This window comes from Leisingera sp. ANG1 (genome assembly GCF_000203975.2).
Taxonomy (GTDB): Bacteria; Pseudomonadota; Alphaproteobacteria; order Rhodobacterales; family Rhodobacteraceae; genus Leisingera.
Genome location: NZ_AFCF02000016.1, coordinates 111,563 through 125,569, shown reverse-complemented (window position 1 = coordinate 125,569; position 14,007 = coordinate 111,563). Strand labels below are relative to the sequence as shown.

13 protein-coding genes are annotated in these 14,007 nt (G+C 61.6%); 8 read left to right on the top strand and 5 right to left on the bottom strand.

Annotated elements, in window-relative coordinates:
• Positions 1–11 precede the first annotated feature (11 nt).
• The 7 genes from GC1_RS21635 to GC1_RS21605 all read left to right on the top strand — a co-directional run bounded on the left by GC1_RS21635 (position 12) and on the right by GC1_RS21605 (position 8,553).
• On the top strand, positions 12–1,574 hold the full coding sequence (locus GC1_RS21635) for an ABC transporter substrate-binding protein (RefSeq protein WP_019294589.1): 1,563 nt from the start codon (positions 12–14) through the stop codon (positions 1,572–1,574).
• 111 nt (positions 1,575–1,685) lie between these two features.
• Entirely contained in the window at positions 1,686–2,624 is a 939-nt protein-coding gene (locus GC1_RS21630; protein ID WP_019294590.1) for an ABC transporter permease, read from the top strand.
• 14 nt (positions 2,625–2,638) lie between these two features.
• On the top strand, positions 2,639–3,496 hold the full coding sequence (locus tag GC1_RS21625) for an ABC transporter permease (RefSeq protein ID WP_019294591.1): 858 nt from the start codon (positions 2,639–2,641) through the stop codon (positions 3,494–3,496).
• Positions 3,493–4,473 (top strand): ABC transporter ATP-binding protein, encoded by a 981-nt coding sequence (locus GC1_RS21620; protein WP_019294592.1) that lies wholly within the window; start codon positions 3,493–3,495, stop codon positions 4,471–4,473. The genes GC1_RS21625 and GC1_RS21620 overlap by 4 nt, the downstream gene beginning before the upstream one ends.
• Complete coding sequence (locus GC1_RS21615; RefSeq protein WP_019294593.1) at positions 4,470–5,393, top strand: ABC transporter ATP-binding protein; 924 nt, start codon at positions 4,470–4,472, stop codon at positions 5,391–5,393. The genes GC1_RS21620 and GC1_RS21615 overlap by 4 nt, the downstream gene beginning before the upstream one ends.
• Before the next feature lie 38 nt (positions 5,394–5,431).
• On the top strand, positions 5,432–7,054 hold the full coding sequence (locus GC1_RS21610; protein ID WP_019294594.1) for an amidohydrolase: 1,623 nt from the start codon (positions 5,432–5,434) through the stop codon (positions 7,052–7,054).
• A gap of 2 nt (positions 7,055–7,056) precedes the next feature.
• Entirely contained in the window at positions 7,057–8,553 is a 1,497-nt protein-coding gene (locus tag GC1_RS21605) for a M81 family metallopeptidase (protein WP_019294595.1), read from the top strand.
• 57 nt (positions 8,554–8,610) lie between these two features.
• Here GC1_RS21605 and GC1_RS21600 read toward each other — a convergent pair whose 3' ends face one another.
• From GC1_RS21600 to GC1_RS21585, 4 genes are all read right to left on the bottom strand, one after another.
• On the bottom strand, positions 8,611–9,114 hold the full coding sequence (locus GC1_RS21600) for a universal stress protein (protein ID WP_019294596.1): 504 nt from the start codon (positions 9,112–9,114) through the stop codon (positions 8,611–8,613).
• Between the two features lie 17 nt (positions 9,115–9,131).
• A complete protein-coding gene (locus GC1_RS21595; RefSeq protein ID WP_019294597.1) occupies positions 9,132–10,472 on the bottom strand; it encodes a TRAP transporter large permease in 1,341 nt (446 codons plus the stop codon).
• Between the two features lie 18 nt (positions 10,473–10,490).
• On the bottom strand, positions 10,491–11,027 hold the full coding sequence (locus GC1_RS21590) for a TRAP transporter small permease (protein ID WP_019294598.1): 537 nt from the start codon (positions 11,025–11,027) through the stop codon (positions 10,491–10,493).
• A 70-nt stretch (positions 11,028–11,097) separates the two neighbouring features.
• Positions 11,098–12,111: a TRAP transporter substrate-binding protein gene (locus GC1_RS21585; RefSeq protein ID WP_019294599.1), complete on the bottom strand. Its 1,014-nt coding sequence runs from the start codon at positions 12,109–12,111 to the stop codon at positions 11,098–11,100.
• A gap of 168 nt (positions 12,112–12,279) precedes the next feature.
• Between GC1_RS21585 and GC1_RS21580 the strand changes: the two genes are divergently transcribed.
• Positions 12,280–13,230, top strand: a complete 951-nt coding sequence (locus tag GC1_RS21580) for a LysR family transcriptional regulator (protein ID WP_019294600.1) — start codon at positions 12,280–12,282, stop codon at positions 13,228–13,230.
• Between the two features lie 11 nt (positions 13,231–13,241).
• On the opposite strand, the gene GC1_RS21575 is transcribed toward GC1_RS21580, so the two are convergent.
• On the bottom strand, positions 13,242–13,691 hold the full coding sequence (locus GC1_RS21575) for an Lrp/AsnC family transcriptional regulator (RefSeq protein ID WP_019294601.1): 450 nt from the start codon (positions 13,689–13,691) through the stop codon (positions 13,242–13,244).
• Between the last annotated feature and the right edge of the window lie 316 nt (positions 13,692–14,007).

Sequence of the window (14,007 nt, the reverse complement as noted above, 5' to 3'; positions counted from 1 at the left end):
GGGAGGACACAATGAAGATCGAATGGACCAAGACGGCGCTGGGACGCCGCGGATTTCTGAAGGGCGCCACGGCGCTGGGGGCGGCGGCGGCGCTGCCGATGGGGCTGGGCGGCCGCGCCATGGCGGCAGAGGATGGCACCCTGCGGGTGCGCTCCTACGGCGACATGCAAAGCATCGACCCGGCGTTTTCCAAAGGCGTGATCGACGAGGAAATCCATGCCTCGATCTACAACAAGCTGATCCAGTACAAGCCGGGCCGCGAATGGGACTGGCAGATGGATGCCGCCGCGATGATCGAGCAGGGCGACGAGACCCACATCAAGTTCGCGCTGCGTGACGACATCGGATTCACCAACGGTTTTGGCGCGATGACCGCCGAGGACGTGAAATTCAGCTTTGAGCGAATCGTGGACGAGGCGACCGACAGCCCCAACAAACCCGACATGGGCCCGTTGAGTCACGTCGAAGTGACCGGCGAGCGGGAAGGCACCATCGTGCTGAAGGAACCCTTTGCGCCGCTGTGGTCCATTGCGCTGCCCTATATCACCGGCAACATCGTGTCGAAGAAGGCCTGGGAGGCCGCGGGCGGCAAGGCAACCACCGATCCGCTGGCGGAATCCGGCCCCTACCTGCGCGACAGCTGGTCGCCCAAGGAAAAGACCGTGCTGAAGCGCAACCCGAACTGGAAGGGCGAAGCTCCCGCTTGGGACACCATCGAGATTCTGCCGATCGACGACGAGAACACCGCCGAAATCGCGTTTGAAGCCGGGGAACTGGATTTCACCCGTGTCTCGCTGGGCTCTGTCGAACGTTACCGCGCTGGTGTGCCCAATGGCGGCACGCTGCTGGAGTACCCGTCGCTGTACTATGCATGGCTCGGCATGAACCTGGACCACCCCAAGCTGCAGAACAAGAAACTGCGTCAGGCGATCCAGCACGCGATTGATGTGCCCTCGGTCCTGGAAGCTGCCTATTTCGGTGCCGTCGAGCCCTCGACCGGCATCATCGCGCCGGGCCTGGCGGGCCACCGTCCGCAATCGCTGGTTCCACCGCAGGCCGATTTTGCCAAGGCGGCGGAGCTGCTGGCGGAATCCGGTGAGACCAACGTCACGCTGAAGCTCGACACGCTGAACAAGACCACCTTCACCACTGCCGCCCAGGTGATCCAGGCCACGCTGGCGCAGATCGGCATCACGGTTGAGGTCAACGTGCTGGAATCCGGGGCCTTCTGGGCCAGCGCCGACAACGAGGATCTGCAGCTGGTACTGAACCGCTACTCGATGACCCCTGATCCCTACTACGCGACCTCCTGGTTCACCACCGAACAGGTCGGCCACTGGAACTGGGAGCAGTTCAGCAACGACGAGTTCGACAAGATCCATGCCGAGGCCTCGCAGCTGACCGACCAGGCGAAACGAGACGAGATGTACCGGCGGGCACAGGATCTGATGGAGGAAAGCGGCGCCTACCGCTTCCTGACCCATGAGGCGACGCCGGTGATCCACTCGGCTGGCGTGGTGCCGGCGCTGCGGCCCGACGGGCTGGCACTGCTGCGCTACTTCGGCAAGGCCTGACACTCCCCGCAGGCCCGGTCCTCCCCCCGGGCCTGACCTGGCACGGCTGCAATATGCGGCGCAGCCGTGCCGTTTTCATCCGCACAGCGAAGACAAGGGAGCCATGCGGCCATGTTACTTTATGCAATCCGGCGGTTCGGGCTGGCACTGCTGATCCTGATCGTGGCGGTCACCGTCATGTTCCTGATGATCCGCGCCGTGCCCGGCGATCCGGTCCAGATCATGCTGGGCCCGCGCGCCACGCCAGAGCTGCAGGCGCGGCTGACGGCGGAACTGGCGCTGGACCAGCCTATCTGGAAACAGCTGCTGATCTTCTACGGCAACCTGATGCAGGGCGACCTGGGGATCGACGTGTTCTCGGGCCGCTCGGTGACGGCCATTGTCTTTGAACAGCTGCCGCACACCCTGTGGCTGATCCTGGGGTCAATCGCCTGGTCCGCCACTCTGGGCATCGCGCTTGGCGCCTATGCTGCCGCGCACCCCAATACGCTGATCGACAGGATTACCGCGGCCATTTCGGTGAGCTTCGTTGCCGCGCCCGCCTTTGTGGTCGCGCTGCTATCGCTGCTGATCTTTGCGGTGAACCTGCAATGGTTCCCGGCCATCGGCGCAGGCGAGGGTTTCTGGGGCCGCCTTGACCACCTGGTGCTGCCCGCCTTTGCCATCGGCCTCAGCTGGGTCGGCTATATCGCCCGGCTGGTGCGCGCCTCGATGCTGGAGGTAATGGGCGAGAGCCACATCCGCACCGCCCGCGCCTTTGGCATTCATGAACGCCGGGTTGTGATGGTCTATGCGCTGCGCATCGCCATCCTGCCGGTGGTCACGGTGATCGGCGTCGGCATGGGTTTCCTTTTGTCCTCTGCCGTCTTTGCCGAAATCGTCTTTGCCCGCCCCGGCCTTGGCAAGCTGGTTATCGACAGCATCACCACCCGCAACTACCCGATCGTGATGGGATCGGTGCTGATCTCGACCGGCCTGTTTGTGGTCTCCACCGCGCTGGCCGACCTGATTAACGCCTGGCTCGATCCCCGCGCCCGCACAGCAGCATAAGGAGGGCGTGAGATATGGCAAAATCCCGTTCCGAACTGGGCCAGATCATCCACGGCGTCGCCCGCGACCCGCTGGGGCTGATGGGGCTGATCATCGTCGGCACCATCGTGTTCTGCGCCATCTTTGCCTATTGGATCGTGCCCTTCGATCCGGTTGGCATGAACATCAAGGACCGGCTTCAGGGACCGTCATGGACCCATCTTCTGGGCACCGACCAGCTGGGCCGCGACACGTTTTCCCGCGTGATTGCGGGCGGCCAGGTGGCGCTGCAGGTTGCCCTGCCGGCTGTCTTCGGCGCCATGGCCATTGGCCTGACGCTGGGCATGATCGCCGGTTACGGGCCGAAATGGCTCGACAACCTCTTGATGCTGTTCTTTGACACCATCCGCTCCTTTCCCACCGTGATGTTTGCCCTGGCGGTGGTCGCGTTGGTGGGGCCAAGCCTGCAAACTGTGGTGTTTGTGGTGATGGCGACCTCGATCCCGACCTATGGCCGGGTGGCGCGGACCCAGACGCTGACCTTGCGCAATTCCGAGTTCATCCTGGCCGAACGCTCCATGGGTGCCAGCATGAAGCGTATTCTGGGCGTGCACATGCTGCCCAATATCGTCGGCGTTCTGGCGGTGCTGGCGGCGATGGACATTCCCACCGTGATCGCGCTGGAGGCGGGGCTGTCCTTCCTCGGCCTCGGGGTGAAACCGCCGACACCCAGCTGGGGCGCACTGCTGAAGGACGGCTATTCGCTGATCCGCCAAACCCCTTGGTTGGTGGTGGGCGGCGGGCTGCCGATCATCCTGGCAACCCTTGGCTTCACCTTCCTGGGCGAGTCCCTGCGCGACGTGGTTGACCCCAAATTGAGGAAACAGCGATGACTGAAAGCTTGTTGGAAATCGACCGCCTCAGCGTTGACTATGAGACCGCCCGCGGTGATCTGAAGGCCCTGCGCGATATCTCCTTTGATGTGCGCAAGGGCGAGATTGTCGGCATCGTCGGGGAATCGGGCTGCGGCAAGTCCACCCTGATCTCCTCGATTCTGCGATTGACCGCGCCGAACACCCGGTTCCGTCAGGGCGCGGTGCGGTTCAAGGGCGAAGACTTGCTGCAATTGCCCGAACGCAAGATGCGGAACTTGCGCGGCGCCGATATCTCCATCGTGTTTCAGGACCCGATGCAGACCCACAACCCGGTTCTGTCCATCGGCCAGCAGATGCTGGATATCCAGCACCGCTCCAAAGCGTCCAAGGCTGAAAAACGCGCCCGCGCAGCGCAGATGCTCGGCGCGGTGGGCATCCCTGACCCTGAGGCGCGGCTGGCGCAGTTTCCGCACGAATTCTCCGGCGGCATGCGCCAGCGCATCGCCATCGCCATGGCGCTGATGTCGGAACCGGACCTGCTGATCGCGGATGAGCCGACCACGGCGCTGGATGCCACGCTGGAGGTGCAGATCATCGAGCGCCTGCAGGAGCTGCAACAGGAATTCAACTGCGCCATCCTGTTCATTTCGCACCATCTGGGGGTGATTGCAGAGCTTTGCGACCGGGTGGTGGTGATGTATGCGGGCGCCGTGGTCGAAAGCGGCGAGGTGCGCGAGATCTTCCACGATCCCAAACACCCCTACACCCGCCGCCTGATCGACTGCGACCCGGGCCACATCAAGGAGCGCGCCCGCGTGCTGCCGACGATCCCCGGAGAGGTGCCGGACCTCGCCAACCTGCCCGGCGGCTGCATCTTCCGCGACCGCTGCGACCAGGCGATGCCGCGCTGCACAGCGGAAGTCCCACCGCTCGATCAGCTCAAGAACGGTCACCACGCTGCCTGCTGGCTGAACCACAAGGAGGCCGCAGAATGAGCCTGCTGGATGTAAAAGACCTCAAGACCAGCTATGGCCCGGTCAATGTGCTCGCCGGTGTCAGCTTCACCGTGGAGCAGGGCGAGACCTACGCGCTGGTGGGTGAGAGCGGCTCCGGCAAGACCACGGTGATCCGCGCAATTGCCGGTCTGGCGCCGGCGCAGGAGGGTTCCGTCACCTTCGAGGGGCGAGAGATACGCGGTGCCTCGGAACGCGAACTGCGCCCCTTGCGCAAGGACATCGCAATGATGTTCCAGGATCCGGTCGGCAGCCTGTCGCCGCGCCTGACGATCCGCAGCCTGATCACCGAACCCTATCGCATCCAGGGCATGAAGGACCGCGATCTGGACGCAGAGGCCAGGCGCCTGCTGGAGATGGTGAACCTGCCTGCGCATTTTGCCGACCGCTATCCCTATCAGCTGTCCGGAGGGCAGGCGCGCCGGGTCGGCGTCGCCCGCGCGCTGGCGCTGGAACCCAAGCTGATCCTGGCGGATGAACCCACCGCGGGCCTCGATGTGTCGGTGCAGGGAGAGCTTCTGAACCTGATGAACGACCTGCGCGAACGGCTGGGGCTGGCGATGGTGATCATCACCCACAATCTGAACGTCGTGCGCCATGTGGCCGACCGGATGGGCATCATGTACCTTGGCCGGCTGGTCGAGGAAGGCACCACCGAGGCCATCTTCAAGGAGCCGCGCCATCCCTATACCCGCTGCCTCTTGTCCGCGAACCCGGAACCCGACCCCGACGCCCGGCTGGAGCGCATCGCGCTGAAAGGCGAGCCGCCCAGCCTGCTGCGCCGCCCCAAAGGCTGCGAATTCCGCGAACGCTGCCCGTTTGCCCAGGAGATCTGCAGTCAAACCCCGCAATGGGAGGTCGAAAACGGCCACGGGTTGCGCTGCCTGGCACCCTTGGGCTGAAGGCCTTTCGCTCGAAACCTCTCAACATCTGAAAGACCATGACCAGCACATTGTATTTCAACGGCGCTGTCCTGACGATGGACGCGGCCGATTCCTGCACCCAGGCGGTGCTGACCGAAGGCGAAGTCATCCGCGCTGTTGGCGCTGAGGCGGACCTGCGCGCGCGGATGCCTGCGGGCACCGATGAGGTGGATTTGAGGGGCCAGACCCTGATCCCCGCCTTCATCGACCCGCACGGGCATTTTCCCGATCCCGGCTTCATCCGGCTGTTCCGGGTCAACCTGGCCTCTGCCCCCAGCGGCGACTGCCCGGATATCCCAACCGCGCTGGACCGGCTGCGGGCCAAGACAGCCGAAACCCCTGCCGGGGAATGGGTGATGGGGGTGCTGTTCGACAACACCGCGATTGCCGAAGGCCGGATGCCGACACGCGCCGAGCTGGACAGTGTCTCAACTGAGCATCCCGTCTGGGTCATTCATGCCTCCGGCCACAACGGCGCTGCCAATTCGCTGGCGCTGGAGCGCCGCGGCGTCAACCGGGACACGCCCGATCCCTTGGGCGGGCGTTTCGGGCGCGACCCGGACACCGGCGCGCTGACCGGGCTGATCGAAGGCCTGTCAGCGATGGGGGAGATGGGCGATACCGATTTCCTGATCGACCGCGACCGCTTCTGGGCCGGGTTCGACAGCTGCCGCGACGAGTACTTGGCGTATGGCGTCACCTACGCCCAGAACGCCTGGGCCACACGGCAGATGCTGGAGCATTTCGCCTCGCTGCCTGCTGATCAGGATCCCGGCTACGACCTGATGCTGCTGCCGATCGGAGAACTAGAGCCGGAGCTGAGCCGCGGCCCCGATGCGCTGGACTGGCCCGGAAATCCGCATTTCACACTTGGCCCGCGCAAGCTGTTCACCGATGGGGCGTTCCAGTTGCAGACCGCATTGCTCAGCGCGCCTTATCACAAGCCGGTGGACCCGGCGCACCCCTGCGGGATGTCATACGCGGATGCCGCCGAACACCGGGCGGAGGTCCAAAAGCTGCACGACCTGGGTTTTCAAATCCACTGCCACTGCAACGGCGACGCAGGCGCGCAGATGTTCATTGATGCAGTGGCCGCCGCGCTGGAGGCCAACCCCCGCGAAGATCACCGCCACACCATCATCCACGGGCAAGCCTTGCGCGACGACCAATTGCAGCAGATGGCAAAGCTTGGCATCACCGTCAGCTTCTTCCCGGCGCATGTACATTTCTGGGGCGACCGCCATTACGACACCTTCCTGGGGCCGGAGCGGGCAGAGCGGATTTCCCCCTGCGCCTCCGCTGAACGGTTTGGCGTGCGCTACACCATCCACAACGACGCCTCCGTAACGCCGACGCGACCCATCCACCTGGCCCATTGCGCGGTGAACCGGCTGACCGCCAGCGGGCGGCGGCTTGGTGAGGCGCAGCGGATCAGCGCCCTGTCGGCCCTGCGCGCCCAGACCATCGACGCCGCTTGGCAAGTCTTCCAGGAAAACACCCGTGGCTCCATCGAACCGGGCAAGCTGGCGGATTTCGCGGTTCTGAACCGCAATCCGCTGGACGACCCGGACCAGATCGAGACCACCACAGTCACCCGCACCATCCGCCGCGGGCAGACCGTCTGGACGCAGGAGCAGTGACAATGCAGGCCAAACCGCGGATTGCCATTGCAGGCTTTCAGCATGAAACCAATTGCTTCGGCACCACCAAGGCCGGGCTGGCAGAATTCGAGATGGCGGATTCTTGGCCAGCCATGCTGCAAGGTGAGCAAGTGATCCGCGAAACCCGCGGCATGAACCTGCCCATCGCAGGCTTTGCCGAGGCCGCAGCGGGGGCCGGGATGGACCTCGTCCCCATCCTGTGGTGCGCAGCGGAGCCGTCAGCGCATGTCACCGATGAGGCCTTTGAAACCGTCTGTGCCAAAATTCTGGAAGGCCTTAAGGCGGCAGGCCCGCTTGATGGCATTTTCCTGGAACTGCACGGTGCGATGGTGACCGAAAGCCACCCCGACGGCGAAGGGGAGCTGCTAGACCGGGTGCGCGCGTGGGCCGGGCCGGATCTGCCCATCGTGGTCAGCCTCGACCTGCACGCCAATATCTCTGCGGCGTCGGTGGAACGGGCCGATTACATCGCCATCTACCGCACCTATCCGCATCTCGACATGGCGGAAACCGGCGCCCGCTGTGTACCGGTGCTGCAGCACCTTCTGGCGGGCGACAGGCTGCACAAGGCTTTCCGGCAGATGGACTGCCTGATCCCGCTGCATGCGCAATACACCACCGCCACACCTGCGCGGGAGCTTTATGCCGCGCTGCCGCCTCTGGAGCAGGCGGGCGTGCTGGCGGACATCGCGCTGGGGTTCACCGCAGCGGATTTCCCGGATACGCGGCCCTCTTGCGTGGCCTATGCCCGTACTTCTGGCCCCGCGGCACAAGCCGCGGACCATATCGCCAGGCTGTTTACCGAGCTGGAACCGCACTTCAGCCACCCGATGCTGACGCCACAGCAAGCGGCGGAGATTGCCTGCCAGCCGCGCGCAGGCATGCCGATTGTGCTGGCGGATGTGCAGGACAATCCGGGCGCAGGCGGCACCTCTGACACCACCGGACTGCTGTCGGCACTGGCACAGGCAGGCGCAAAAGGCGTTCTGATGGGACTGTTCCATGACCCCGCAACCGCCGCCGCGGCGCATGAAGCCGGGCAGGGCGGCATCTTCCGCACAGCACTTGGCGGACGCTCAGGCGCAGAAGGCGACCAGCCGTTTGAAGCAAAGTTCGAGGTTCTGGCACTTGGCGATGGCCGCTGCCGCTATAGCGGTGAGATGTATGGCGGCGGAGTAGCGGAGCTGGGTCCCGCAGCGGCGCTGCGGCTGCATGGGACAAGCGCAGACATCACCCTGGTTGTTACCAGCATCCGCAACCAATGCCTCGACTTGGCGCATTTCACCCATATCGGGCTGGCCCCGGCGGCCTTCAGCACGGTCTGCGTGAAAAGCACTGCCCATTTCCGCGCTGACTTTGAGCCCATTGGCAGCGCCGTTTTTCCGGTAGCGGCCCCGGGCGTGTTTCCCTGTGATCTGGGCGGGTTCCCGTACAAGAACCTGCACCCGGACGTCAGAACCATCCCTGCAAAGGGCTGACACCTGTTGCAGGGATGGTCTTTGCAGGCGGCCAGGGGAAACCGCCTGCGGGGAGGATCAGTCCTCGTCCTCGCCGTTCTGGTAGGGCACCACCAGCGTCGGGATCTGCGAGCGGCGCAGCACCCGTTTGGCCACAGTGCCCAGAAACGTATGGGAGAACCCGTGGTCATGGGCCCCCAGCACGATCAGGTCGCACCCTAACTCGACCGAACGGCGCAGGATCACCTCTGCCGGGTGGCCGTCGGTCACCTCGACAGAGGTGACCTGATCGCGGATCTTGGCCTCGTCGCCTTCAAAAGATGCCCAGAACCGCGCCTGCCGCTCGGCCAGCATCTGCTTGACCATCTCATGCCGCCGTTTGGCCGCGGATTTGCGGGTTTCATCGTTCAGCACGAACATCTCAAACGTGATGCGCGCATCCTCTGAGATCGGCTCATTCACATGCAGCACGTGGATCTCCGCTCCTGTCGCATGCGCCAGGCTGGCCGCATGGCGCAGCGCCAAGGTAGAGTTGTGCGACAGGTCGGTGGCAAACAGGATGTTTGTGATCATCGGTTTCATGCCAGTCTCCTTTCAGATCAGTAGCCGAACAGCCGCGGCAGCCACAGCGAGATTTCCGGGAAGAAGGCGATGATGAAGATCGCAATCGTGTTCACAGCCGCAAAGGGCAGGGCCCGCAGCGAAATCGTCTCAATCGAGATGTTCGAGATGCCAGAGGCAATGAACAGGTTCTCCCCCAAAGGCGGCGTCTGGAAGCCGATGCCCAAGGTGCAGACCATCACCACGCCAAAGTGGATCGGGTCGATGCCCACAGAATAGGCCACCGGCAGCATCACCGGCACCAGGATCAGGATGGTTGCCAGCGTCTCCATGAACATGCCGACAAAAAGCAGGAAGAAGATGATCAGCGCCCAGATCACATAGAGATTCTGAGTAAAGCTCAGCATGCTGTCAGCAATCATTGCCGGGATCTGGTTTTCCACCAGCAGGCGGCCGAACACCGTCGCCGTGAACAGGATCAGCAGCACCCGCCCTGTCAGCCAGGTCGTGGCCTCCAGCGATTGGAACAGCGACGACCAGGTCAGTTCGCGGTAAATGAAGACACCAATCACAAGGGTATAGAAGATCGCCACGATGGCCGCTTCGGTCGGGGTGAAGAAGCCAGTGTAGATACCTCCCAGGATTACCAGCGGCGCCATCAGCGACCAGAACCCGCGGTACATCTCACAGCCGACATTGCGGATCGACCAGCCGTCGGCAGAACCCTTGTAGCCGCGCTTCTTCGACATGAAGAAGTTCAGGATCAAAAGGCTTGTGGCAATCAGGAAGGCTGGCACGAAACCTGCAATGAACAGTTTCGAGATCGACACTGACTGGAAGGTGCCGAATTTCTCAACCGCTTCCGGCGGCGGCGCCATGCCCAGGGCTGCGATACCAAAGATCACCATCGGGATCGACGGCGGGATGATGATGCCCAGACCGCCGGAGGACGCCGTGACCGCAGAAGCATAACCCTTCTCATAGCCCCGGTTGATCATTGCCGGGATCATCAGCATACCGACTGCCGCCGTGGTGGCCGGGCCGGAGCCGGAGATTGCACCAAAGAACAGGCAGGCCATCACGGTGGCCGCTGAAATGCCGCCGGTGAATGGCCCAGCCAGGCTTTCGGCCACGTTAATGAGCCGTTTGGATATCCCCGCAGCCTCCATCAGCGCGCCTGCCAGAATGAATGCAGGCAGCGCCATCAGTGGGAAGGAGCCGACAGATGTAAAGGCGATCTGCACAAATTTGATCGGGTTTTCATCCAGATAGAGGAATGACAGCAGCGACGACACCCCCAGCGCAACGGTGATCGGAGCGCCCAGAAGCAGCAGAAGAAGAAAGGATCCAAACAGGATCGTGACGATTTCGGTTTCCATAGTCCTGTCCCTTCCCGGTTACGTGCGCTTGTCCACGCCAGCGGCGGCCTTGATTTCATCAAGGTCGATCTGGTCTGGATCATGGATATCTTCGCCGCGGATCAGCTTGCGGTAATTCACCTGCAAAATGCGGATCGTCATCAGCGCAAAGGCAATGGGCAGCACCATGTAGATGTATTTCATCTCAATGCCCAAGGTCTGCGACTTCCAGAACTTGTTCATCTTGTTGAAGACGAAATCGGTGGCCAGCCACAGGAAATAGCAGTTGAAGAACAGCCAGAAGAGGTCGGCAAAGGCCTCAATGTACTTGATCCAGCCCGCAGGCAGGAACTTGAACTGGAAGGTGACCCGGTTATGCGCGCCTTTCAGCGCGGCATAGCTGGCACCAAAGTAGACGAACCAGACGAACATGTAGACCGACAGCTCTTCGATCCATGAAAACGAATGGCCGAACACCTCGCGCGAAACGATCTGCACAAACAGCAGAATGACAAAGCCGGACAGCAATATTCGGCAGATATAGCTTTCTATATTTTCCAGGAATTTCCAGAACATGATGCACTCCTCCCCTGTGCGAAGCAGCGCCGCGGCGCTGCTTCGTTATTTTTATAGGTCTGTCAGAGTCTTATTGAACCGGATCACGGCCAATGGTGGTCAGCACGGTGTTCAGCTTCTCGACACCGCCGATGGAGTCATAGAACTGCGGCCAGACTGCCTCGGTCGCCAGCTTGATAAACTCGGCTTCGTCGTTTGCCGGATCATCGATCTGCATGCCTTTGGCCAGCAGTTCTTCTTTGATCTGGGCCTCGATGTCGCGCAGGAACTGAGCCGACTTCACGGTCGCTTCCTTGCCCGCCTCGATCAGGATCTGCTGGTCTTCTTCGGACAGGTCCTGGAACACTGCCTCAGACACGATCAGCGGCTCGATCGAGAAGATGTAGCGCAGGTTGGTCACATATTCCTGCACTTCGTAGAACTTCATCGCGTTGATGGTGGTGTAGGGGTTGTCCTGGCCGTCAACAACCTTGGTCTGCAGGCCGGTGAAAGTCTCGGACCAGGCCATCGGAGTCGGGTTGATGCCCCAGGACTTGTAGGTCTCGATCATGATTTCGTTCTTGGGAACGCGGATGACCAGATCCTGCAGGTCAGCCACGGTGGTGACCGGCTTCTTGGAGTTGGTCAGACGGCGGAAGCCGGTGTAGGTCCAGGCCAGGATACGCACGCCGGCGTCCCGGATGGTGTTTTCGGTCAGCTCCTGGCCGATCGGGCCCTGGGTCAGCTTTTCCGCATCTTCCAGCGACAGGATCACATAAGGCAGGGTGAACACGCCGACGGTCGGCGAGAACGGCGTGACGTTGTTGATTGCCAGCAGCGACATGTCCAAGGTGCCGATTGCGGCCTCGTTCACGGTGTCCTGCTCAGAGCCCAACTGGCCGTTCAGGAACATGGTGCCGGTGTGCTTGCCGCCGGATTTTTCTTCCAGCGCCTCGATAAAGAACTTGCCGGTGCCTTCTTGCGAGCTGCCAGCGCCGTCACCCACGGCGATCTTGAAGTTCTTGGCGGAAACAGCGCCGGTGGTCAGCATTGCGGCAGCAGAAACGGCCGCAGTCAGCGTGCAGACCTTCTTGAGAAATGACATAACTTCCTCCCGTATTGTCATCTTGGGTCCCAAGGTCCGGGGCGGCGCGCCCTCCACAGCACATCTGCCAGCCGGTTCCAGCCTTGGTCTGCGGGAGGCTACATTGCGTTCTATGTTTCTAGAATGTAAACTATTGAGCTCAAGGTTTCACATTTATCGAACTTTAAAATGGCCCGCAAAACCCATCTCAAACATGTCGCAGACGCCGATCTGAAATTACTTCGCGTGTTCAAGGCAGTGGCCGAAAGTGGTGGTCTGGCTGCCGCCGAAAGCGAACTGAACATCGGCAAATCGACGATTTCCAAATACATTGCTGACCTTGAACTGCGGCTGGACCTGAAGCTTTGCAACCGGGGGCCTGCGGGGTTTTCCCTGACAGACGATGGCGCCAAGGTGCTGCGCTCCGCCGAAGGGCTGCTGATCTCTGTGGCGGATTTCCGCGCCGAGGTGAATGAAATCAAGCAGCAACTGGCCGGAACCATCCGGATTGCGCTGTTCGATCAATGCGCCTCAAATCCGGAAGCCTTCGTCCCGGGCGGCATCCGGGCCTTCAACAAAGCCGCCCCCGCGGTGGAAATCGATTTATCGTTGGAGCCGCCCAACGTGATCGAAACCAAGGTGATCAGCGGCCAGCTCGACATTGGCATTCTTGCGTTGCACCGGCCGTCCCCCAGCCTTGATTACATGCCGCTTTATGGTGAAAACATGTTCCTTTACTGCGGCAAGGGGCACCCGTTCATGGACCGCGACCTATCCGCTCTGAGCCTGTCGGATGTGCAGGCAATGAACTATGCGGGAATCCGGGTGAACTCCCCTAACTTGCATGTTGGTCAGACGTTGGGTTTCCGCCGCGCCGCGAAAGTGCAGAATGAACAGGCACTGGCGATCCTCATCATGTCCGGCAGCTATCTGGGGTTCCTCCCGGACCATATGGCCGAGGGTTATATCCGAAAAGGACTGATGAAAGCAGTGCTGCCCGAGGAGATCCGCTACCGCAGCCAATTTGCGGCTGTCACCCGCAGACGCCCTGCGGTGAACCGCATCACCAAGCTGTTTCTGGACACGCTGACCGCCGCGCACTCCCTCCCGGCGGCCGATGCGCTACTTGCCCGGACCTGAGCCGAAACTGTTCAAATGATGTCCAGCGACACCTTGACCCGGTCCATCACCACAGAAGATGTGAACCGGCTGACGTTGGACTCATCAAAAAAGTACTCCTGGGTGAAGGCTTCGTATTCCTTGATGTCTTTCACAATCACCATCAGAATAAAGTCCGCCTCTCCAGTGGTGTAGTAACACTGCTGCACCTGCGGCGCCTTGCGCATCTTGCGCTTGAAGGCGTCCAGATGCATCCGGCTTTCACGCTCCAGCACAACCTGCACGATCACCGTCATCTCCCGGCCCATCTTGGACGGCGACAGGATCGCGATTTCCCTTTCGATCACCCCGGTGTCACGCAGCTTCTTCAGCCGTTTCTGCACCGCGGGCGCTGACAGGCCGACCTCCTGGCTGATCGCTTCAGCGGTCAGCTGGGCATTGGCCTGTATCAGCCTCAGAATTTCACGGTCTTTTTTGTCCATGAGTGATTTTTGGTTTGGTTTAACATGAATGACAACTTGAAAACCCGCCACGGGCCTTGCCGGCGGCCGGCTAAAGCGAACGTCTTGCGGATGCAAAACTACGGAATGTGAATATGTTCAGACCTGACAGTTTGCGTCATTCCCGCAGCGCATTTCCTGACTCAACGCTCTAGCAGGGCCTTAAAAATAAGTGCTTCAGGCATCTTTCCGGCCGGATTGGCACACGATTCAAATTTGCGGCATCAAATACGCAAAGATTCCGGAAAACTTCATTTGCGGCCTATTTGCGGTACACACTTTATCAGGACTTTCCAGA

Bases quoted from the DNA above. Each gene is read 5' to 3' on its own strand.
- GC1_RS21575 (WP_019294601.1), bottom strand. From the start codon at position 13,691: ATGGACAAAAAAGACCGTGAAATTCTGAGGCTGATACAGGCCAATGCC.
- GC1_RS21605 (WP_019294595.1), top strand. From the start codon at position 7,057: ATGCAGGCCAAACCGCGGATTGCCATTGCAGGCTTTCAGCATGAAACC.
- GC1_RS21610 (WP_019294594.1), top strand. From the start codon at position 5,432: ATGACCAGCACATTGTATTTCAACGGCGCTGTCCTGACGATGGACGCG.
- GC1_RS21635 (WP_019294589.1), top strand. From the start codon at position 12: ATGAAGATCGAATGGACCAAGACGGCGCTGGGACGCCGCGGATTTCTG.
- GC1_RS21625 (WP_019294591.1), top strand. From the start codon at position 2,639: ATGGCAAAATCCCGTTCCGAACTGGGCCAGATCATCCACGGCGTCGCC.
- GC1_RS21590 (WP_019294598.1), bottom strand. From the start codon at position 11,027: ATGTTCTGGAAATTCCTGGAAAATATAGAAAGCTATATCTGCCGAATA.
- GC1_RS21600 (WP_019294596.1), bottom strand. From the start codon at position 9,114: ATGAAACCGATGATCACAAACATCCTGTTTGCCACCGACCTGTCGCAC.
- GC1_RS21630 (WP_019294590.1), top strand. From the start codon at position 1,686: ATGTTACTTTATGCAATCCGGCGGTTCGGGCTGGCACTGCTGATCCTG.
- GC1_RS21615 (WP_019294593.1), top strand. From the start codon at position 4,470: ATGAGCCTGCTGGATGTAAAAGACCTCAAGACCAGCTATGGCCCGGTC.
- GC1_RS21580 (WP_019294600.1), top strand. From the start codon at position 12,280: ATGGCCCGCAAAACCCATCTCAAACATGTCGCAGACGCCGATCTGAAA.
- GC1_RS21595 (WP_019294597.1), bottom strand. From the start codon at position 10,472: ATGGAAACCGAAATCGTCACGATCCTGTTTGGATCCTTTCTTCTTCTG.
- GC1_RS21585 (WP_019294599.1), bottom strand. From the start codon at position 12,111: ATGTCATTTCTCAAGAAGGTCTGCACGCTGACTGCGGCCGTTTCTGCT.
- GC1_RS21620 (WP_019294592.1), top strand. From the start codon at position 3,493: ATGACTGAAAGCTTGTTGGAAATCGACCGCCTCAGCGTTGACTATGAG.